General features: G+C 39.3%; 10 protein-coding genes. 1 reads left to right on the plus strand and 9 read right to left on the minus strand.

All coding sequences use genetic code 11. The features are described 5' to 3' along the window. Positions 1-13464, minus strand: coding sequence for an Ig-like domain-containing protein (locus EZ456_RS08830; RefSeq protein ID WP_131529315.1), 13464 nt, complete (start codon positions 13462-13464; stop codon positions 1-3). Positions 13465-13704: 240 nt separating this feature from the next. On the opposite strand from EZ456_RS08830, the gene EZ456_RS08835 reads away from it, so the two are divergent. Continuing rightward, complete coding sequence (locus EZ456_RS08835; RefSeq protein ID WP_131529317.1) at positions 13705-16296, plus strand: hypothetical protein; 2592 nt, start codon at positions 13705-13707, stop codon at positions 16294-16296. 857 nt (positions 16297-17153) lie between these two features. Here the strand turns inward: EZ456_RS08835 and EZ456_RS08840 are convergent. The 8 genes from EZ456_RS08840 to EZ456_RS08875 form a co-directional block, all read right to left on the minus strand. Beyond that, positions 17154-17993: an OmpA/MotB family protein gene (locus EZ456_RS08840; protein WP_131529319.1), complete on the minus strand. Its 840-nt coding sequence runs from the start codon at positions 17991-17993 to the stop codon at positions 17154-17156. A 97-nt stretch (positions 17994-18090) separates the two neighbouring features. After that, positions 18091-18750: a DUF2461 domain-containing protein gene (locus EZ456_RS08845; RefSeq protein ID WP_131529321.1), complete on the minus strand. Its 660-nt coding sequence runs from the start codon at positions 18748-18750 to the stop codon at positions 18091-18093. A 129-nt stretch (positions 18751-18879) separates the two neighbouring features. Then, on the minus strand, positions 18880-19278 hold the full coding sequence (locus EZ456_RS25085) for a DUF983 domain-containing protein (RefSeq protein ID WP_165501286.1): 399 nt from the start codon (positions 19276-19278) through the stop codon (positions 18880-18882). Positions 19279-19282: 4 nt separating this feature from the next. After that, a complete protein-coding gene (locus tag EZ456_RS08855) occupies positions 19283-19555 on the minus strand; it encodes a hypothetical protein (RefSeq protein WP_131529323.1) in 273 nt (90 codons plus the stop codon). A gap of 101 nt (positions 19556-19656) precedes the next feature. After that, the gene (locus EZ456_RS08860) at positions 19657-20040 is read right to left on the minus strand and encodes a hypothetical protein (protein ID WP_131529325.1); all 384 of its coding nucleotides are present in this window, start codon (positions 20038-20040) and stop codon (positions 19657-19659) included. Between the two features lie 363 nt (positions 20041-20403). Further along, complete coding sequence (locus tag EZ456_RS08865) at positions 20404-21714, minus strand: DUF4302 domain-containing protein (RefSeq protein ID WP_165501287.1); 1311 nt, start codon at positions 21712-21714, stop codon at positions 20404-20406. Between the two features lie 18 nt (positions 21715-21732). Then, positions 21733-23193, minus strand: a complete 1461-nt coding sequence (locus EZ456_RS08870) for a zinc-binding metallopeptidase (protein WP_131529329.1) — start codon at positions 23191-23193, stop codon at positions 21733-21735. Between the two features lie 18 nt (positions 23194-23211). After that, the gene (locus tag EZ456_RS08875) at positions 23212-24681 is read right to left on the minus strand and encodes a RagB/SusD family nutrient uptake outer membrane protein (protein WP_131529331.1); all 1470 of its coding nucleotides are present in this window, start codon (positions 24679-24681) and stop codon (positions 23212-23214) included. Positions 24682-24693 lie beyond the last annotated feature (12 nt).

The raw sequence follows: 24693 nt of genomic DNA on the forward strand, positions 1-24693 counted from the left end.
TTATCTAATCAGCGTTACTGTACCTTTTCTCAATGATGTTGTTCCATTGGTGAATGTAATATCAACCATGTACACATAAACTCCGATCGGTTGATTTACTCCTTTGAAAGTTCCATCCCATCCATTTGCTACGTTATCTGATTGGAATATCAATTGACCCCATTGTGTGTAAATGCTCATTTTGGCGCTTGATATGGTGTTACCGTAGATTAAGAATGTATCGTTTTTACCGTCGTTATTTGGTGTAAATGCATTTGGTATGTAAACCTGATCTCCAAAAGGATTAGCTGCTTTACCAGTTACCGGAGTAGAATTTGCACTGGTTTGGCACTCAATCTGCCCTCTAGCCCGTACAATGATGGTTACACTTTGATCTGGTTTCAAGCCTGTAGCTAAATAGGTTGTTCCGGTTGATCCACTTGTTGGGTTGATCCAGGTTAAACCATTATCTAACGAAACTTCGTAAGCCGTAGCACCTGCAACCGCAGCCCATGCAAAGTTTACACTGTTTGCTGTTGTGCTTTGCACCACTACTACTGGTTTTTCTAATACTGGCAATACATTAACCGTAACGCCTGTTCTTGTTGGACTTGCGCAACCACCAACGGCTATTGCTTCTACATAATAGATTGTGGTAGCAGTTAAGTTTGGTGTAGTAAAGGTTATGCCTTCTGCTAGTACAGGGCCGCTAGAGCTTGCTGCATACCATCTGTAAACTAATCCTGTTACTGGATTATTAACCGTTAATATTGTTGAACTACCTGCGCAAAGTGTTCCATTTGCTGCTGTTACCGATGCTGGTGCAACTGGTACTGGTAGTGCATTTACATTTACTGGCGTTCTAGATGATGAGATACAAGTTCCGTTTGCTCCTTCAACATAGTAAGTGGTGTTTGCGTTAACTCCAGGAGTTGTAAAGTTTACGCCTGTTCCGGCTAACGTTCCGCCTACTACTGCAGTATACCAATTGTATGTTACACCCGTTTGAGGACTTGTAACCGTTAATACAGCTGGACTTCCTGTACAAACATTAACCGATGTTGAAGCTACCGTTGGTACTGTTGGTTTTGCATTAACAGTAACCGTTACTTTAACGCGGCCACCGTTGTTGTTACAACCTCCTGTTCCGATAGCTAAAATATAGTAATCTGTTGAAGCACTTAAAGCGGTAGTATTAAAGGTTGTACCAGTGAATAATAAATTACCAGCAGTTGCTGCATTATACCATTCGTAGGTAACTCCTGCTTGTGCATTAGTTACGGTTAGTGTTGCTCCATCTCCTGCACAAATGCCTCCATTTAGACCAGATACCACTGGATTGTTTGGTAATGCATTTACAGTAATGGCTACTGCCCTTGCTGTTGCAGCGGTATTTTCACATTTGTTATCACCTTTAACCGTTACATAGTATGTTGCGTTTGCCGTTAATACCGGCGTAGTAAACACTGGACCAGTAAATACCACTGTATTTAAGGTAGCATCGCTATACCAGGTAAATACCGGATTGGTAACCGTTGTACTAGTTGCTGCTAATGTTGCTGCTGTACTTGCACAAACTGAAGTTGATCCATTTACGGTAATATCTGTTGCAACAGCACCTGGATTAACAGTAACTGTTACTGTTTTTACATTAGCTGCAGTGTTTTCACATCTATTAGCACCTTTCACGGTTACATAATAAGTAGTGGTTGTGGTTAATACTGGTGTAGTAAATATTGGTCCAGTAAAGGCCACACTTGTTAATGAAGCATCATTGTACCAGGTAAATACTGGGCTGGTAACCGTTGCAGAACTTGCATTGATCACTGCCGTTCCAGAGCCACATATTCTAACTGGGGTTGACAACGTGATATCAGCAGCTGTTGCACCCGCATTTACGTTAACGGTAACCTCTTTCGCATTTGCAGCAGAACTCTCACATCTGTTATCACCTTTTACAGTTAAGTAATATTTAGTTGTTGCAGTTAATGCTGGTGTGTTAAAGGTTGCTCCCGTAAATACTGGGGTTGTTAAAGCAGCATCGCTGTACCAGGTAAATATTGGATTGGTTACCGTTGTAGTACTAGCCACTAAGCTAGCTGACGATCCTGCACAAATGCTAGTATCTGCTGCAGTAACATCAGTTGCTGTAGCTACTGAGTTAACTACAATGTTAACAGATTTAGCTGTGGCAGCGCTGCTTTCGCACTTGTTATCGCCTTTTACAGTTACATAATAAGTAGTGTTGGCAGTTAATGTTGGCGTAGTAAATACTGCACCTACAAAAGCTACATCAGTTAAGGTTGCGTTAGTATACCACGTAAATACCGGGTTAGTAACTGTTGTACTACTTGCCGTTAGTACTGCTGCAGATCCTCCGCAAATATTTGTTGATCCATTTACAACAATATCACTTGCAACTGCTATTGGGTTAACTATAATGGTTACTGCTGCTGCAGCAGCCGCAGTGTTTTCACATTTGTTAGCACCTTTTACTGTTACATAATAAGTAGTAGTGGTAGTTAATACTGGTGTGGTGAATATTGGTCCGGTAAAGGCAACACTTGTTAATGAAGCATCATTGTACCAGGTAAATATTGGACTGGTTACTGTTATTGAGCTTGCATTGATCACAGCTGTACCCGATCCGCATACCAATGTAGGTGTTGATAAGGTAATATCGGCAGCTGTTGCCCCTTGATTAACATTAACTGTTACCACTTTAGCTGTAATACCTGAGTTTTCACATTTGTTATCACCTTTAACCGTAACATAGTATTTAGTTGTTGCAGTTAATATAGGGGTAACGAATGATGTACCTACATAAGCTACCGAAGTTAAAGCAGCATCGTTGTACCAGGTAAATGCTGGATTGGTTACTGTAGCTGTGCTTGCTACCAAGGTAGTTCCAGATCCTGAGCAGATTGTTGCATCGGTAGCTGTTATATCGGCAGCAGTTGCAACCGGGTTAACGGTTATGGTAATTACCCTAGCTGTACCAGGCGCATTTTCACATTTATTATCGCCTTTTACAGTTACATAATAAGTAGTGGTGGCATTAAGTGCAGGTGTAGTATAGGTTGCGCCAATGAAACTTACATTGGTTAATGCGGCATCACTATACCAGGTAAATACCGGGTTAGTTACCGTTGCAGATGTTGCACTTAATACTGCCGACGATCCTGCGCAAGCAGTTGTGCTTCCACTAAGGATAATATCGGTAGTAGTTGCCAATGGATTAACCGTTACGGTTACAGCTTTAGCATCAGCCGCAGTGTTTTCACATTTATTGGCACCTTTAACGCTTACATAGTAAGTAGTAGTTGCCGTTAATCCGGTTACCGTAAATGTAGGCCCAGTAAATACTACACTCGTTAATGAGGCATCGCTATACCAGGTAAATACTGGTTGAGTTACCGTTGTACTCGAAGCCATCAACATTACAGTAGAACCTGAACAGATCTGAGCGTTGCTTACTGCAATATCTGCAGAAGTTGCAAACTCTTTAACTGTAACGGTAACAACTTTTGCGTTTGCAGCTAAACTCTCACATTTATTATCACCTCTTACGGTTACATAGTAAGTAGTGGTGGCATTAAGTGCAGGTGTAGTAAAGCTAGCACCTACATGGGCTACAGTGGTTAAAGCTGCATTGCTGTACCAGGTAAATACCGGATTAATTACTGTTGTTGTTGAAGCAGACAGCGCCGCTGTAGATCCTTTACATATCGAAGTAATGCCGTTAATGGCAATATCTGAATCAGTAGCAGCCGGATTAACCGTGATGGTAATCGATTTTACACTCGCTGCTGTATTCTCACATTTATTATCGCCTTTAACCGTTACATAATAAGTGGTTGTTGCTGTAAGTACCGGAGTAACAAAGTTAGCTCCTGTAAACGCTACTGTAGTTAAGGTAGCATCACTATACCAGGTAAATATTGGGTTGGTTACTGTTGTGCTTGTTGCATTTAAGGCAACAGAAGAACCACCGCAAATGGTGCTTGTTCCTGCTAAATTAATATCAGCTGAGGTAGCAACTGGATTTACAGTTACGGTTACCTCTTTAGCATTACCTGCTGTATTTGCACATTTATTTGTTCCGCTAACGGTAACGTAGTATTTAGTAGTTACGGTTATGGCTGGTGTATTAAATACTGCACCAACAAAAGCAACCTGTGTTAATGCAGCATCGCTGTACCAGGTAAATACCGGACTAGTTACTGTTGTGCTGGCTGCAGTAAGTACTGCGGTTCCAGAAGCACATAATGATGTTGTTCCCGTTACCGTTACATCGGCAGCAACTGCTGCTGGATTAACAGTAATAGAAACCTTGGTACGTGTTGAGTTTGAACAACTTGATCCACTTACGGCTTCCACATAGTAATCATGTGGTCCTACTGCAAGCGATGCAGGCGTATTAAAACTACTGTTGTTGGTTACCAACATGTTTCCGCCTGTAGCAGCATCGTACCAGTTATAAGTAATACCTGCCACTGCCTGTACACTTAATGTAGCAGGTGAGCCGATACAAGTTGTAGCTGGATTAGTAGTTGATGGAATCGGTGCTACTGGTGGAGGCAAAATTGTTACCACAACTTTGGTTCCTAAAGTCTCGCAACCATTGGCTGTTGCCGTTACTGAATATGTATAAGTACCAGAAGTTAAAGTTGGATCTGTTGTGAAAGTTGTTCCATCTTTTCCTGCCTGATAAGTTGAGCCTAAGTACCATTTGTACACTACACCTGCTTGTGGGTTCTGCACGTTCAAGGTTGCAGATGAACCTTGGCAAGCACTTGCTGTAGCAGCTGTAACTGTTGGTGTGGTGATTACACGCTGAGCATAATCTAAATTAACAGATGTTAACGCCCCTAAAAGACCTGAGCTTAATCTCAATTCTGCTCCATCAAATTTACTGGTTGGAACGAAAGTTAATATAGCAGATGTACCGCCGGTTAATAATTTTAAGCTGATTAATGGGTTAGATATAGAAACCGCATCGTTATTACTGGTTGTACCCTGGAAAGTAGTTACAGTTAAGTTATTTAACACCCCTACTGATAGCAATGCACCTGGAGTGGTAATTTTCACTCTTAAGGTATCGCCTACATTTGATAATCCAGTAAAACCAACCTGATGATAAACAGATGCACCTAATAATCCCACTGGAATAACCAAACTAGATCCTGTATTGATATCGTTGTCAACTGCAAAAGTTGGGTTGAAAACACCAGCTAATAAAGCCACCCCAGTTACGCCACTGGCAACAGTTGTGGTAGCCGCTCCACAAGGAGTAGTTACTGGCGTACCATTAGGAATTACAGTAACCGTTACTGTTGCTCTGCTTGTTGCAGTACATCCTCCAGGTATGGTAGCCTCTACATAATAAGTTGTTGTTGCACTTAACTGTGGTGTTATATAGGTTTCGCCAGTAAATACCGGAACTACTCCGTTTGCAGTAGTATACCAGTTAATGGTTGCACCTGCTGTACTCGACGTTGCTTTTAATACCGCAACCGAACCTTCACTAATGGTAATTGATGGTGGCGTAATTACCGGGACATCAATGGTTCCTAATATAATTTTACCTTCTGTTCTGGTTGATGACGAACCACAGCCATTAACAGCCGCTACAAAATAACTGGTATTTGCAGTAATTAGAGGTGTTGTAAAGTTATCACCTGTAAATACTAAGTTTCCAGCTGTTGCAGCATCGTACCAGTTATAGGTTGTGCCTGCAATTGGGTTTTTAACCTGGAAAGTAACAGATGTATTCGGACAAGTATTAACAGATGCTGATAATAGATCAGGTGCTACCGGTGCTGGGTTTGTAGTTACATTAACTACTGTTTTATAACTCACACAACCAGTTGCAGAAACTGCGGCAACATAGAATTTAGTATCGCCCGTTAACACTGGTGTGGTAAATATGATACCGTCTTTACCTGTTAAATAAGTGCCGGTGGCATCGTACCATCTGTAAGTTAAACTTGCTGATGGATTGCTCACCTCAAGCTGGGCAGTTTGGCCCACACAAGCCGTAACATTTGCTGATGCTACAGTTGGTGCTACCAAAATACGTTGTGCGTAATTTAAATTGATTGATGTTAAAGCACATAATAAACCAGAGTTTAATCTTACCTCTACCCCATCGAAAACATTCGTTGGTACAAAAGTGATCAGCGCCTGGCTATTGCCGCTTAACAATTGAATATTGATTAAGTTATCATTTAACAATCTCGAATCACCATTGCTATTGGTTCCAACATAGGTAGCAATAGAAGCGTTTCCTAATAACGAAAGTGATAATAGTTTTCCTGGTGATGATACTAAAACACGTACCGTATCGCCAACTTTAGATAACGAACCAAAACCAACTCTTTGATAAACTGATGCACCAAGTGCTCCAACTGGCATTACCAATGAAGATGCTGTTTGTGTATCGTTATCAATAGCTAATGCAGGATTAAACACGCCTGATAATAAAGCTACACCTGTAACGCCACCAACTTGTGTTGTTGCCGCCTCGCATGGTACCGGATTTGGAGATCCATTTCCATCAACTGTGATGGTAACCTGAACGCGGCTTGCCGAAGTACAACCATTAGTAGAAACAGATTCTACATAATAAGTTGTAGTAGCCAATAGTGGTGGTGTAACATAAGTAGCACCTACATAAACTGGTGTAGTTGAAGTATTAGAAGTATACCAATTGAAAGTATTGGTTGGATCTGCTGAACTAGCTGTTAAAATTGCCGTTTGCCCTGCACTCACTGTTGAAGAACTAGCGGTTACTACAGGTAAAACCGGACGAGGATTTACTGATACAGCCGCGGCAGCACGTGCAGCACTTGTACAGTTTCCTTGAGCGGCCTCAACATAATAAGTAGTAGCTGCGGTTAATGCTGGTGTTGGGAATACTGCGCCTGTGAAAACCAGGTTTCCACCTACTGCAGCATCGTACCATTTATAAGTTACCGCAGCATCTGGGTTAGCAACCGATAAAGTTGCTGATGATCCCTCGCAAACATTGGCAATTGTTGCCAATACTGGTGTTGGTAATGCTGGTGTAACGGTTACAGTTACCGGAACTCTTGTTACGTTCGGACAACCGCCTTTGCTTACTTGAATATAATAAGTTGTGGTAGCGGTTAAAGCTGGTGTAGTAAATGTTTCGCCAGTGGCCAATTGTGTACCGCCAGTTGCAGCATCGTACCAAGCTAATGTTGTACCACCATTTGCTGTTGCAGTTAAAGTTGCAGTACTTCCGGAACAGATGGTTTGTGCGCCTGCTGTTACTGTTGGGCTAGGATAAATTACCGTTGCACCATAAACATCTAAACTGGTTAAAGCCGTAACTAATGCACCGAAGCTAACCTGTACCCTATCGTAAGCACCGCCTGCCAATATGGTTGCAGCGAAACGGTTACCTGATAACAGCTGGAGATTTAATAGTCCGCCGTTTAATTGTACTGTTTTTACAACTGTAGTACCATTTAATACGGTAACAGTTACATTGTTTAATAAACCAACATCGGCTAAACCGGTTGGTAGTGCTAAGTCTAAACGAAGACTGTCTGTAGCCGTTCCAACTGTAGGGAAAATTAATTGTTGGTAACCCGATGCACCTACACCTACCGAAAGAGATATTCTGGTAAAGTTAGCTGGATCAGCATCAGTAGAATTTCCTGCACCAGTTATACCGCACAATAAACAAATTCCGTTTATACCCGAGTTTTGTGAATTAGCAGCGTTACATGCAGTACCACCGCCGTTATTTAATACAGTAACGGTTACTGGTACGCGGCTTGCACTTTTACATCCGCTGGCATTTGTAGTTTCTACATAATAAGTAGTAGTAGCCGATAATGTTGGCGTAGTAAATGAAGTACCTGCCCCTACTTGTGTTCCACCTGTAGCAGCATCGTACCATTGAATGGTATTTCCAGCATCAGCCGCTGCCAATAAAGTAGTAGACTGCCCGGCGTTAATTACCTGGTTGTTGGTCGTTACCGTTGCCGCAGTTGCTGGTGGATTAACCGAAACATTAACTGCAGTTCTCGAACTTACTGCCGTTCCTGATACCGCCTCTACATAAAATACTGTTGGAGCAGTAATTGCAGGTGTAACAAAAACACCTGTATTATTAGTAACCAATGGTGTACTTCCGGTAGAAGCATACCAGTTATAAGTTACACCAGCATGCAAATTACTAACACCTAATGTAGCTGGGCTTCCAGCGCATACTGTAGCTGTGGCAACCACTGGTGCATCAACCGTTACAGTTAAGCTATAGGCTGTTGTTGCTTTGTTTCCGTTTGCATCGGTTGCGGTTAAAGAGATGGTAAAAGTTCCACCTAAAGTTGGTGTTCCTGTAATTTCTCTTGTTGCCGTATTAAAACTTAATCCCGGAGGAAGGTTTGTTGCTAAATAAGTATATGGAGCTGTTCCACCCGTTACCGCTGGTAAAGTTTGCGTTGGGTATGGTGTACCTACAATACCGTTTGGTAAAGTTGCACCAGGTAATGATAATACACCGATTACTTTAAGTGCATAAGTATTACTTGCTGTTCTACCTTCACTATCAGTTGCAGTTACGCCAATTGAATAATTTCCGGCTTGTGTAGGTGTACCCGAAACTTCTCTTGTTGCTGGGTTAAAAGTTAATCCGGCTGGGAGATTAGTTGCCACATAAGTATATGGACCAACACCACCAGTTGCCGAAGGCAGGATTTGCGTAGCATAAACGGTTCCTTCAGTTCCATCAGGCAAAGTTGCTGCTGGTAACACTAAAGGATCAACAACAACGATGGTGTAGTTATTGGTTGCTGTTTTTCCATCAGCATCGGTAACCGTTACCGGTACAGTGAACGTACCAGCTTGTGTTGGCGTTCCTGAAATTGCTCTTGTTGCCGGATCAAAAGTTAATCCCGGAGGAAGACCAGTTGCAGCATACGTATAAGGTGTTGTTCCACCTGTTGCAGATGGAATAGTTTGTGTAGGATAAACAGTTCCTGTAGTTCCATTGGCTAAAGTTGCCGCAGGTAAAACCAAAGGATCGGTTACTTTAAGCGTATAGTTAGACGTAATGGTATTGCCATTCGCATCTGTTACAGTTACCGGGATAGTAAATGTTCCGATTTGAGTTGGCGTACCTGTAATTTCTCTCGTTGCCGGATTAAAGGTTAATCCTGGAGGAACACCAGTAGCCGAATAAGTATATGGACCTGTTCCACCCGTTGCAGCTGGAATTCCGTTTGTAGTATATGGTGTGCCTGTTACACCATTAGGCAATGCTCCAGGAGCTAAAGCTAATGCTGGTGTTACCGTTAGAGTAAAAGTTGAAGTTGTGCTACAGCCTTTGGTATCGGTTGCCACAACATCAAAAGTAGGGTTACCAGTTGCAGTTGGTGTTCCACTTACCAAGCCACTTGGCGATAAAGTTAAACCAGCAGGTAAAGTACTGCCAGCAGCTAAGGTGTAAGTGTAACCTGGTGTACCGCCAGTAGCTACCGGAAGTTGTTTGCTATAAGGAGATGCAATTGTTGCATTAGTTAACGTTGTACCCGCAAATACAATTGCTGGGTTAACCGTAATAGTTACCGGAACCCTTGTGGTATTTGAACAGGTTCCCTTAGTTACCTGAACATAATAAGTAGTTGTTGTTGTTAAAGCTGGAGTAGTAAAGTTTGCTCCTGTTCCTACTTGCGTTCCGCCTGTAGGCGCATCGAACCAAGTTAAGGTTGTACCACCATTTGCGGTTGCACTTAATGTTGCCGTACTGCCCGAACAAATAGATTGGGCACCAGTAATAAATGTAGGATTAGGATAAACTACAGTTGCACCATAAATATCTAAGCTGGTTAAAGCCGAAACTAATGCACCAAAGCTTACCTGAACCCTATCGTATGCACCGCCTGCCAAAACAGTTGCAGCAAAGCGGTTACCCGATAAAAGTTGAAGGTTTAATAATCCACCGTTTAATTGTACTGTTCTTACAACTGTAGTACCATTCAATACGGTTACGGTTACGTTGTTTAAAAGACCAACATCAGCTAAACCAGTTGGCAAAGCTAAATCTAAACGGATGCTATCAGTAGCAACACCTGTTGATGGGAAAATTAATTGTTGGTAACCTGTTGCCGCAACACCTACAGCTAGAGAAATTCTGGTGAAGTTGTTGGCATCAGCATCGGTTGAGTTACCTGCGCCATTTACAGCACATAATAAGCAGATGCCATTAATACCTGTATTCTGGCCATTAGCTGCATTACAAGCCGTTGCACCGCCACCGTTAATTACAGTTACGGTAACCGGAACGCGGCTTGCACTTTTACAGCCATTGCTGCTTGTGGTTTCTATATAATAAATTTTTGTTGCAGTTAAGGCTGGCGTTGCGAACGAAGTTCCGGTTCCAACCTGTGTTCCTGCTGATGGTGCATCAAACCATGCGATGGTATTTCCAGCGTCGGCAGTTGCAGTTAATGTTGTAGTTTGTCCAGAGTTGATTACCTGGTTATTGGTGGTAACCGTAGCTAAAGTTGCCGGCGGATTAACCGAAACCGAAACCGATGTTCTTGAACTAATTGCTGTTCCAGAAACGGCCTCAACATAAAACACTGTTGCCGAATTTACAACAGGCGTTACAAAAGTACCGTTGTTACCGGTTACCAATGGGGTATTTCCGGTAGAAGCATACCAGTTATAAGTTACACCAGGTTGAAGATTGCTAACGGTTAAAGTTGCAGTACTACCTGTACATACAGTAGCAGAAGCTACAACCGGAGCATTTACCGTTACGGTTATCGCATAAGCGGTAGTTGCTTTATTGTTATTTACATCAGTAGCTGTTAAAGAAATATTATAGGTACCTCCTTGTGTTGGCGTTCCGGTAATTTCTCTTGTAGTTGGGTTGAACGATAATCCCGGAGGAAGATTCGTAGCTACATAGGTATATGGCGAAGTACCACCTGTTACTGCAGGTAAAGTTTGTGGTAAGTATGAAGTACCAACAATTCCGTTAGGTAAAGTTTTAGTAGGCAGGGTTAAAGTTCCAATTACTTTAATTGGATAGGTGTTGCTTGCTGTTTTACCCTGACTATCGGTAACTGTGACATTTATTGCATAATTACCGGCTTGGGTTGGCGTACCAGTAACTTCTCTTGTTGCTGGATTAAACGTTAATCCTGCAGGAAGATCAGTAGCTACATAAGTATATGGTCCAACACCGCCTGTGGCAGCTGGGAGAACTTGTGTAGCATAAGCCACACCCTCTGTTCCATCTGGCAAAGTTGCCGCTGGCAATACCAATGGGCTATTTATAGTAATGCTATAATTTGTAGTTGCCGTTTTTCCATCAGCGTCTGTTACTGTAACTGGTACGGTATAAGTTCCTGGTGTTGTTGGTGTACCAGTAATGGCTTTGGTTGATGGATTAAAAGTTAAACCTGGAGGAAGACCCGTTGCCGAATAAGTATAAGGCGTTGTTCCACCAGTTGCACTTGGAATAATCTGCGTTGGATAAACTGTTCCAGTTGTACCATCAGCTAAAGTAGCTGTAGGTAATAATAAAGGATCAGTAATTTTTACAGTATAATTCGAAGTAATGGTATTACCATTCGCATCAACAACCGTAACTGGTATGGTATATATTCCAGGTTGAGTTGGTGTCCCAGTAATTTCCCTTGTTGCTGGATTAAACGTTAAGCCAGGAGGAACACCAGTTGCAGTATAAGTATATGGTCCTGTTCCGCCAGTAGCAGCCGGAATGGTTTGCGTTGGGTAAACCGTTCCAGTTAAACCGTCAGGCAGTGCACCTGGCGTAAGCACCAATGAGGCTGTTACCGTTAAATTATAAGTTGCAGTTGCTGTACAGCCTTTAGCATCAGTTGCAACCACTGAAAAAGTATAAGCATTAGCTACAGTTGGTGTTCCGGTAATTGCACCGGTTGATGATAAAGTTAAACCAGCTGGCAGTGTACTTCCTGCTGCTAAAGCATAAGTATAACCTGCAGTGCCGCCCGTAGCCACATCCAATTGCTTAGAATAAGCAAAGCCAGGCGTAGCATTCGTTAATGTTGCCCCATTAAAAATAATTTCTGGGTTTACTGTAATTACAACAGGAATCCTTGTAGATTCTGCCGTACAGCCTAATCTTCTCGCAGCAACATAATAAGTTTTAGTAGCGGTTAATGGAGGCGTAGTAAAAGTGCCGTCAAAAGCAACAGTTTGTAATGCTGCTCCTCCTTCTATTGCCTCATACCATCTCAATTCATTGGTATTTGGAGTAGTTGCGTTTAAAGGTACCGTACTATTATAGCATGCAGCAATTGCAGTACTTGCTTGCGTTGGCCGCCCCGCAGAGCGGATTACACCATAAACATTAATGGTTTGTGTAAGGTTTAACGTTACTACCGAACCTAGTGTTACCTTCACCCTGTCGTATACCACATTTGCCCCTGGAGAAAAAGGTATTGACACTGGTTGCCCACTATTTAATAAGCCCAGTAAGTCTAGATTTAATGTAGTTGGAACCGATCCGGTATATACCTGAGTACCGCCGTTGTACGCTGTTATTGAAATGTTTTGTAAAAGCCCTGCCGTTAGTAATGCAGGGGTAGAACTAAGTCTTAGGTTGATATCGTCACCTGGATTTGATGGTGTTGCAAAATAAAAATTTTGGCTAATGGATGAGCCCACGCCAAGTATACCTAAACTGAGTTGAGAAAAATTATTTGGATCTGAATCAATTGCCCTTTCACTATTGGTTACCCCCGAACTACCCAATTGCAATGCATCGAGCGTAATGCCAGTGCCTTCAAAACCTGTAGTAAATGCCTGTGCACAAGGATCGTTGCCCGAAGTATAAAATGAGTAGAAAACCTTTGTGCTATTATTAGTTCCAAGTAATAATGCATTGGTTACATCTTTTACAAATACCCTATCGTAAGCCTGTGTAGGCGTTATTGCAATGTAAAAGAAACCATTTGCATCTTTTACCAAACGAAGGTTATCTGAAGAAAATCCATCTACACTATTACCACCGGTAGGGGGTACCGCTGAAGCACCGTTTCTAGCCCCAACCTGGAAAGAGTGGTTACCAAGAACTACTGTTCCGCCCACATTGGCTAATAAGGTACCCAAACTACCGCCTAGTAACCTATTCAGTATATCTCCATCAAACTCTATTCTGACATAAGATGTAACGCCCGCAGCAACCGAAGCCGGATATTTTAATTCCAGTTCGCCATTGAACGCACCTATACCTAGTAAAGCTCCGCCATAAGAATTAACGGAGGCAAAAGTGTTGTCGTTTAAAGTTGCATTTGTTGCATTACTTACATTATCCGACTTAGTAACACTGTTTGCAAAAATTTTAGTTTGCGAATACGATTTAGCTGAGAAGAGCGTTAATAGAATGATGATTGCAACACAAGTATTGCGGATTATCCCTATTCGGGACGAGAAAGTATGAGTTTTCATCATGTCAGGCGTTATTTAGGAGACTTACTATGTGCTAATGCTGCTGTTTGGTAAATGCTTTCAGGGGCATTATATAATTATGACAAATCTAAATCTAGAATAGTATCCAACCCTATCCATTGCTATTCATTTTTACGCAACCCATTTCATTCATTTTATTCATACAGGACTTTCTTAGTGAATAGATTTCTTCAATTGTGAAATTATGATGACATTAGCGGTAGTCATCCCATCTGTTAATTAATGAATGCTAACGATCTCCTTATCGAACTCAGGAAGTTTGTCCTTATAAAATCTGGTTTGAGAAATATCGACCCAGCTCATTGTAAGATTATTTCTGAGTATGTATTTCAAGAAACCAAAAACTACGTAAGTGAAACAACCATCAAACGATTCTTTGGCTTTGCGAACACCTTACATAAATTCTCTTTATTTACTTTAAACAGCTTATCACAATATATTGGCTATAACGACTGGGATTCATTTAGTAAAGACAAGGAAAATCAAACTACCTCTGTACAGAGTATCTGGCAGGATTTAAAGCTAAAAGCACATGCCATTACAGAGATATCGTTAATTGCCAAAAAAAATAATTCTGGCGTTCCATTTAATGCTACCGCTAACAGAAGTTTTTTTTATCCTGATTTTGATTATTTCTTAAAAAACAATTATCAGTTTACAACTATAAGTGCTCAACCAGGTCAGGGAAAATCGATACTGCTTGCACACATGGTAGAGTATTTTTTCTTATCAGAAAATGCACTCTACAAAAACGATATCATTTTATTGGTTAACTCTACCAGTATTAATACCATTATCCAAAATGGAGATACTTTAAAAGACTGGTTTTTAAAAGAATTTAAATTCGGGAGTCTTACCGAGTTAATCAGTTTTTTTAAAAAAAATCCCGAAAAGAGAGAAGGCCGTTTCATTATTATTGTTGATGGTATTGATGAACATTTAGCAAGAAGTAATTATTTTAAAACGTTTATCGACTTTTTATATAGCATTGAAGAAAACAACTTTGTTAAGCTCATATTTGGCCTGCGAACGAATAGTTGGATTAATCTTCAGCCCGCTATTTATGGTTCTGCATCTTTAACTAAAGCCTGGTATACGGGCTTATTTTATGATGAGGAAACCCTAAGTAATGTGCCATCGCTAAATGCTGACGAGGTACTCTACACCTTAAGCCATATAGAAAACAAAATTATCAATCGGGCAGACGTAAGTCCTCCCCTATTAACTCAGTTTAAAACGCCATTCTGGTTACAGGTTTATTTCAAGCTTAAGGATGAGAACCACCATCTTGAGCTGAGTAATCCCTTATTATGTTACGAATTAATTAGCTATTTCTTAGAAAAGCGCGTATTTCTGGCAAAAAAAAGCACCGAAAAAGTATTTCTCCTAAAAAAAATAAGCGATTGCATTTCAGAAGGAAATAAGAAATTAAGGGTATCTAAAGAAAAAATCCTGAGTTATATCAATTGTTATCCCGATGCATACGAAGAACTTTTACACGCCGGGATTATCATTGAAGAAAAAAGGTTAAGTACAACCATTCCTACAGAAATTGTCCGTTTTTTAAACGACGATATTTATACCTATTTTCTATTTATACAGATCACTGATAAGTTTGAATATAGGCCTTGTAAATCATTTTTCGAGCATATCTTAAACAGTTTCCCTGGCCAAACCTCCCGAAGAGACCACATACTTAACTGGGCAATCAGGTTCTGCATCACCCGGAATGAGATTGCAGCCTTGAAAAGCATTTTCAGGCTGCCATTTACTAACAGTGAAAAAAACAGTGCTTTCGATTTTATCTGTTATGTGTCTAAATACGAACTTTGCAAACCCAATTCTAACTTCAATAAGTTAAGCATTGGGATCGATTTTATCGACATTATGGCTACAGGGCGGACCATGAGCAACCTGTATAAGGAAACCATCAAAACCATTTCGGAGAACGTACTAAATGAAGACGTTCAGATTATGCTGCATGTAATAGAATGCAACGTTAATCTTATTGATGTGGATAAAGTAGCTTTAGCCAATACCATGCAGCTGTTAAAGCGGAACTACAAAAGATTAAGCGAACTGTTCCCAATTAATCCTTATGATTTAATTCTTTATTTCTACAATAACCTGGTTAATAAGCCTAACGAGAGTAAAACCCTCGAAGATAAAATAATAAAACTTTGCCAGGAGATAGATCAGAGTAAACCACAAAAAAATGAAGAGATTACTTCTGCCGAAATACTCTCCTACCGATTGGTATTGATTACTTTATTCTCTCAGAAAAGCTATGCAGAATGCCACCGCTTTATCATGGCCATTTTGACTAAATACCCCAATATTTTTTATGTAAGACATTCGGTTTTCTCTCCTTTCTTATTGCTCCATTTAGGTCAAACCTACATCAAGCTCAACTATTTCAAAAAAGCACAGCGCATTATACAATTCGTTGATAAAATCATCAGCAGCGATTATACCTATTATACTAATTTTATTTTGGCCAGCTTTAGTGTTTTTAAAGCCAATTTTTACAACGCCACACATAATTACGAACAAGCGCTTATAGAAACTAATATTGGCTTGGATATTACGGGAAAGAATGATTTTAAGATGTTCGAGATTGCCCTGTTATTAAGTAAGATCGATACCCTAAAACATACGGAAGAATCAGAAGAAGTATCGAACGTAATTAAAGAACTGCTAAATTTTTTAACAGTGCATAAGCTCTCTATGCCCGATTATTCTAACCTAAGCAGTCATGAGTTCGAACATACCTTTAAGATTTTAAAATCTTACCGCCGGCACCAAAACCTGTAAAGAACAGGCTGTATCATTCATATTTGTAATTCCATTCGAATTTGTCACATTGAGCTTCCCGATGAATCGGGACAAGTAGTCGAAACGCCTTTCTGGATATTTAAACAATTCCTTCGACAGCTTCTCCGTAGGAGTCCTTTGGACAGGATGACAATCTATATTTATGATACGGCTTTTTCTCTAAAAACCACAAGCCAATCATTTCCTAATCTTATATACTTTTATTCCATTTGGAGTGCAAAGCCTGTGCAAAACAAGAAGTGTACTCCCGTTTTTCGCTTTTACGCTTCGCTTCCTCGTACCTCGTTGCTGCAGGGTAACACTTCAACCGGGGCTAGGTGGCTAAAGCAGCATTTCATTTTCGGGGTTGTTGGGTGCACAAACCTTTGTCTCTAAACCCGACAGGAGCGGTTCCGATTCTTCATCGGAATTAGCAAATGGCGGGGCTAAAAGCCTCCAAGAACCGCAAGCCACTCATTTCATATTCTTAAATACTTCTATTCCATTTGGAGCGCAAAACCTGTGCAAAATAAGAAGTGTGCTCCCGTTTTTCGCTTTTACGCTTCGCTTCCTCGTACCTCGTTGCTGCAGGGTAACACTTCAACCGGGGCTAGGTGGCTAAGCAGCATTTCATTTTCGGGGTTGTTGCGTGCACAAACCTTTGTCTCTAAACCCGACAGGAGCGGTTCCGATTCTTCATCGGAATTAGCGAATGGCGGGGCTAGAGGTCTACAAGAGCTACTGCACCTTCATTTTCCAATCACAAAAAAAATCATTAATTTTAGGTCGGTGAGACACCAACCGATAGGATTATCCATTACATAATAACAAGACTCTCCCACTTATGCAAGTATTTTTTATTTAATCAGATTATAAAGTTCATCCAATTTAGGTGAAAGCACAATCTCTATTCTTCGGTTTTTGCTCCTTCCATCTGCATTTGCATTGGTGCCCAACGGCTGGAATTCGCCCTTGCCTGTAGCTGTCATCCTTACGCTTTCTACTTTCCCATTCTCCGTTAAATAACGGACTACAGAGGTGGCCCTCAACACACTTAAATCCCAGTTATCTTTAATCTGTCCCAGGTTGTTAATTTTCTGGTTATCGGTATGACCTTCAACAGCTATGTTTATCTCCGGTTGTTGCTTTAATACGTTGGCCAATTGGGTAAGGGCCTGTTTCCCTTTTTCATCGATAATAATACTTCCCGAAGGGAACAACAGTTTATCGGTTAGCGAAACATAAACTTTACCATTTTTAATCTCTACGGTTAAACCACTCTTGGTGAAACCCAATAAAGCCTGTTGAAGTTTTTCTTTCAGTGCATTGGTTGCCTCATCACGTTTGCGCAAAACTTCTTCTACTTCCTTTAAACGTTTTTCGCGAGCAGCTAAATCGCCTGATAGTTTGGTAATTTCTGATGACGCATTATTTTTAAGCTTTTTATAGCTCGCATCCATTTCATTGTTATTCTTTTGCAGATCGCGAAGTTCTTCAGCCATTAAGGTGGTATCCTTTTTTAGCTTATTTACTTCTTTTTCTAGGTTTTCGATCTTAATTAAGCCTTCGTTAAAAGCCGTATATAGCGAATCTTTAGTGCCCAATAAGGCTTTGTACTTTTTAGGCGATAAAACAACACATGAACTTATTGAAGAGATAAACAAGAGAAGAGCAAATGCAAGAAAGGTATTTTTCATATTTTTATTATCAAGATTTGAGTATCAGGTATCAAGACCTTTTATAGTTTGAACATTGATTATTGTTGGTTATTGGTCATTGAGAATTAACGGTTGATTATTGCTCAATGGCGTTCCGTAAAAATGCAACTAATGGTTGTACTGTTTTAAAAGAACTTATCAACTTATTAACGAGGTTTGGTTTTAAAAATTCTTCATCATCGATTTTTGTGGTGGCCTCGAAGCTTTTCAACTTTAAAAATTCGATGTTTGGATCTGCCGGATCATAACCTTTGGGTGCATTTTTAAGTGCGTTATCTACACCTAATTTAAAGTTTTTCTTAAAGGCTGCGTTGTCAATAATTTCTTTAAAATCGCCAATATTATAATCTATCTCTTGTCTGATCAATTTTAAATGAGGTGCATCTGGCATCCAGTATCCACCGGCAATAAAGCTTTTCTCAGGTTGAATGTGCAGATAATAACCAGGCTCATTACCTCCTTTTTTGGTAGAGAACCAAATGCCGAAGTTATTTTTATAAGGATCTTTATTTTTGCTGAAACGCACATCGCGATAAATGCGTAAAAGACACTTCTTTGGGTCCATCTCTGCCGGAAGCATTGGATCTATTTTCGCCAATTCGGGGATAATGGCAGCTACAAGTGCCAGTACATTGGCTTTTGCATCTTCATAAACGTTTTTGTTAGCGGCAAACCATTCGCGGTTATTATTCTCCGCTACGTCTTTTATAAAACTAAGGGTTTCTTTTTTTAACATCCCTGAAAATTAAAAAATTATATTTAAAATGATTGATAGTTCATGGTCAATAGGCTAAATGGCTATCAAACAGTTCCAGCAGTTAACCTATACTCCTTGGCTTCCGACCTTGGACTTCGGACTCCCGACTTATTTATCGTAATATGGCTTATACTTAATGTTTGGCGATAAAACATGGAGTAGAATAATTCTCGAATATCGATAGTTAAACGGATACAGGATAAAACAGCCTGCAAAAATAACAATCAGATAAGGCCAGAAAGTTTCATCTGTAAGCGGACCGAAAATTAAATAGGTAATAAAACTGGCAAAAAGCATTTCGATTACATTCATCGCATAACTTACATACATGGCTGCATAGAAATAACCAGGTTCAATTTCTATACGTTGTGCACAATGCCCACAGATTTCTTTGGTATGCTGAATGTTCCAGCCGTACATACTGCCTGTAAAAATATCTCCTCTGCGGCAATGCGGACATTTACAATGTACAATGGCATAAAGCTTTGAGGTAGTTTGCTCAGCCATGCTTTTAATTGAGATTAAAAGGTTCTTTTTTCATGTTGAGGTGAATATTCTTTTTGCGGTATTTTTTATACCAAACCACACCAACAATAACAGCCATTAAATAGGGAAGAGATAAAAGATATAATACTCCGGTATTTAAGCCTGCTGTTTGTGTATTCCCATTTTTAACACCTTGCTCGGCATTAATGGTACACATAGAACATTGGGCATTAACATTGGTGCTTATTGCAAATGTTAGTGCCAATACAAACAGGATAAAAATTGCTTTCTTCTTCATTCGTTACAAATATAAGCATAAACGTTTGGAGGGGTTTAAAAATTATGTCATAAAAAAACCCTCGCTTTTTAGGGTGAGGGTTTGAGTGGGCATAATTATTTCTATTGCGCAGTTAATGCGGCATTATTACTCGAATTTAAAGTTAAAGTAACAGCGAAACTAGTGCCAGAAGTACCATAAATATCGCCATCAAAATGGGTAACCTGGTTGTTAATTAATGAACGAGAGAGACTCCCACTTACTGAATTAATCGTATACATTCTATAAGCCCCGCCTCCATTAGGAATTTCTTTACTGACGCTTCCACTTAAAAATTGATCAGTCGCATCATCAAAGTATAATTCACCGTAGTAGCCATCAACATTAACAACGATAAGGACAGGGTCATTGTTACTTTGAACTGTTTTCTTTGAGAGCGACTGAAAAGAAGATAATCCAAAGATGGAAAATGCACCCAATACGAGAAATAATAATAGTTTTTTCATAGATATAAATTTTTAGGTTTAAAAAAAATTACAACTAAACATACACAATTACCTGGTAAATCAATAATAATTCAAGTATTTACACCAAGTTAAATCATTGTTGATGAAACAATTGCAAAAAAGCACAACAGATTACCTTAAAAAAATAAAGGCAAAAAAAAACCCTCACTTTTTAGGATGAGGGTTACGGGAGAGAAAGATTAAAATTAGATATTAATTATTTATAGCGTTCCATATATGAAAGAGCTTAAGTCTGCTGTACGGTAGAAGCCTCCTAATAACGGGCTATTAATATTGGCACAACTTATATAAAATCAATTTTGAGATTCCAATTTAATTTTTTTTTAAGAAATCATTGCTAAGTTATCTTGGCCTCCAGCTAATCCAAGCTTGAGCATCTGAAACCCTAACCATATCATAGTTTTTTCCAGTATCAGATGTAGGAATCAGATACCAGTCTTGAGCACTACCTACCGTTGCTCCACCGTACAAAATCGCTCTTGCAGCCGTCATTGCCTGAGCAATTGCAGTAGTTCCCGTAAACGTACCTGCGTTGGTACCCAATGTAAACCTAGCTATTCCTGAATTGATACCAAATGGATTTCTTGATAATGCATAAGGAGCTCCCAATGCATTGTTAACAAAAGCAATCAATCCCTCACTTGTTCCACCAAAAACCGTTGGGCCAGCATACCATAAAGTTTGATAACCTGCTACATTTTTGAAATTACAAAAATCATCAAGGCCGTTTGCATGAAAAGCTTTATCAGAAACCCAAGTACCATTAGAATTAGCGAACATCTGATTGTACCACCTTTGTGCAGCGCCAACGTCAAGTTTCAAAGGTGTGATGGCCTCTTTAATTTGAATAGCGCTACCATTAATGTTTCCATTTACAGCTAATGCCGCTGCATCATATACAACATCACTTATTTGTTTAACCGTTGTTGTGCCAATTACTAATGGTTCATATAGCGTAACAAATGAGCCAGAAACATAATAGTTCGAGGTTACAGTTTTAAGGCTTCCATTATCCAAATAAGAAAAAGCCAATATTTGCGCTGCGGGGTCCCATTTCACTTCACATTCTATTCCCCCAATAGTCGTCCTTTTAAAATATGTTCTAATTTTAGAAGCTGTAGCTGCAACATTATTAAGCACAGTAAATATTGCACTACTTTCTGCTGCGGATTTAGACCTAATTAGAATGAGTTTGCTTTTATTAAATGTTCCTTCCAATTTTATAGTATCTGTACTTGATGATAAGAAGGCAAATTCAAAATCTGAATAATAACCCGCAGCAGTTGTACCCCCAAAAACGCTCGAAGTTGGGTCAGCAATTAAATGCAAGGTAGAATAAGAATCAAATAATAATGTTGGTTTTTGCAAAGCCTTTAAACGATAAGAACTTTCAGCTGATGTAGTGCGGTAGTCTGCAGTCATCGTTATTCTGTTCTTATCATTAAAATTAAATAGAAAGGTAGCTGGCGTTTTATTATCTGTTAATAAATATCCTTTCCATCCAAATTGCGCACTAACTAACTGTGCCTGGTATTCTGCTAAGGTTGCAGATAGTCTTTCATCCGTATTTCCAATAAGTGGCTCTGTTGGATCTTTTTTACAAGAGCCGAAGGCTAATGAAAATAAGAGTATATATAATAGATTCTTTTTCATCATTTTTGTTTTAAATTATTACAATGTTCCAAATAAGTAAGAAGTTGGATCTGTTGTTTTTACAAGACCGCCCAATATGCTTTTCGATTGCGGGATAATATCATCAACCCAACGAATGTTAAATTGTTGATTATTAAAATATGCCAACAAAGTTGGAATATAGGTTTCTATAATTCTTGCATTACCATAGGTTACTGTAGTTGGTTGCAGGCTTGCATAAGTCATTGTTATAGTTCCATTAACATTGTTTATGTTATAATCAAAATCACCATTAAAACCAACACCCAAAGCTGCGGTAGGATCCATAAAGTTGACTCTTAGGGTAACTTTATTAGCCGCAGTAAAAATCAATGAAATATTATCTATGTAATATCCTTTGTTGGTTTGTGGATTACCTGCCTGTAAAGTTGTATTTGCAGTATTATAAGTTGTTAAGAATTTGGCTGACAAACCTGTTAATTTTTGAGGGTTTATGGAAATTGTACCATAAGTTTTTCCTGGGCCTAATAAGTTATTAAAATCTGCAGTTGGAGATTGTGCCTCAATAGCAGCCTGTGTTCTATTCTGTAAATCCGTCAAATCTATACCCCAACTATCTTTCATATAAGAAATTACGATAGCTTTTTTTCTTAGCAACTTAGATCTAGCGTCTGTATTCTGTTCATAAACACCTTTACCATTCCTTTTAATATACAAACCGTCGTAAATAAAAAGATTGTTAATAATATTATCAAAATTAGCAGCGCCACCTTCCAGTAATGTTGATAGCGTCTCAACAAAATCATCATCTTTATTTGATCTTGAATATGGCGTTACAAAGCCCTTACCCCAGAAATCATTTTCATACAGTATTTTATCTAATGCAGCTGTAGATGAATAAGCACCTCTAAAAATATTAAACCATGTAGCAGTATAATCAGATGGCGTTATTCTTTGATAATCAGGAGTTACAGCAATATTCTGATTTAAAATATGCCCAAACTCATGGTGCATAGTATGTAAAATTTGTTTAACTGCTGGTTTATTCGCCGGGTTAAAAGTGTTTAGATCAAGTAAGACAATTTTTCTGCCTGCTTCCGCTGTTCCTAAAGTAATTGTCCCATTACTATTGTAAGATGGACTCCCCGCTAAATAAAACTGTTTTTGCGTATAAGTTTTCATAAAGTTTGCGCCTTTTACTGCAACATAGGGATCAATCCAAGTTTTCTTTATGATATCCATTATAGGCACTACTAATTCCTCTTTAACGGGAACAACATTTTTATAGATTTCACCTAATTCAGATCGATCCCACTTATACTTAACTTCAATATTATAAGGAGTTGTATAATTTGTACTGATCCACTCATCTATTGGGCCCTTTGCCCAGGTATCTCCTCCGAGGCCAACTAGGTTGGCGCTTAAATCGTCTTTTTTGCTACATCCTGCCAAAAAGATTGTTGCCAAAGCAACTATGGATAATAATAATTTCTTTTTCATAATATTCTTATATTATAACTAACGAGGATTAGCAGCTAAACCAGCCGCTATCGCGTCTTGTGGAATTTGAATTAATCTTTTTGGATCATTTGCACCTAATGAAATTGTAGTCTGACCATTTGCCGACACATGTGATATTGGAATTTTTAATCTTACAATATCTAGCCACCTTAAACCCTCATGCATATATTCTTGGCGTTTAAAATTCAGAACAGTACCTACCAATGCATCTTTTACGGTTAAAGTTGGAAAGAAAGATGTTGCTTTATTTTCGGTGAATTTATCAGCGGTAGCAGAATAACCAACAATTCGTTTTGATAAATAAATATCAAGATCAGCAATTGCCTGACTATTATTACCTAACATGATATTTGCCTCTGCTCTGTTAAATAATACTTCTTCTGCCGTTAATAAAGGCACCATGTTATAAGCATCTCCAAAATTGGCACTGATGGTTTGTTTTACAAAATGCTCTCTAAATTTTGGAATATTATAAACGGTTTCATTACCCCCAAAAATTTTAGTCGTCATGGCCAAGGCTTTTCCTGTTGGATTATTACCTGCATTAAAAACCGTTGCTCTTACACCAGAACTTAATCCAAAATTGTAGCCTGCATAGTTTCTTCCCCAATAAGAATTAGCCTCTTGTAATAATAAATTTGATGGTTCCGTAGAATTGGTATATAGCGCTTGTAATTCATAATATCCTAATACATTATAGGCAGTATTCCATGCTCTTAAATTGTCCGCAATCGTCGTTCCCGGAAAAACCGCATTTGCATGGTCAATTACTTTTTGGTAATCTTTCTTAAATAAATAAAACCGGGTCGCAAATGCATGAGCTGCTTGTGTAGTAAAGTGATACTTAGGAACTCTATATGAATTGTTTTTAATTAAAGGTAAGCCCTCCAATAAATCCTTCTCTATATTAGCATAAACGCTAGCAACAGTTCCCCTTGTGTAATTACCTTCAACTATTTTCTGTGGCAATGTTACATATGGGACTCCAGGATCAGACGCTGCAGTTACTGGATCGTAGGCTTTAGCAAAAAAGGTTACTAACATAAAATGTACGTACGCCCTTGCAACCAATGCCTCTCCTCTACTTGCAGAATATTCTGCAGTATTGCCAGCTTTATCAATGGCCTCCAATGCATAATTTGCAGCAGCAATAGCTTTATAACAAGAATTCCAATAAAATGGCGGCGTATCTTCCGATGTAGCATCTATCTGATCTATATAATTCCATGGAGAAGAATTTGGTAAATCTCTACCTGTTGTACCTTTATCACCGGCATTGTCGCTCATTGCCTCTGCAAAGGCAAGATAATTGCCATGTGGATATGCGTTGGCTAATAATTCGGCTACTTTAACAGAACTGTTTAACTCAGTTCGATCATCTGGTTGATGCTCTAAAAATTTTTTACAGCTCGAAGATAGCAGTAAGCTTGAGCATGCGATATATATGAATATTTTATTCTTTTTCATTTCTTTTCAATT

Origin of the sequence: Pedobacter psychrodurus, from assembly GCF_004331735.1 — a bacterium.
In the GTDB taxonomy this organism is placed as follows: domain Bacteria; phylum Bacteroidota; class Bacteroidia; order Sphingobacteriales; family Sphingobacteriaceae; genus Pedobacter; species Pedobacter psychrodurus.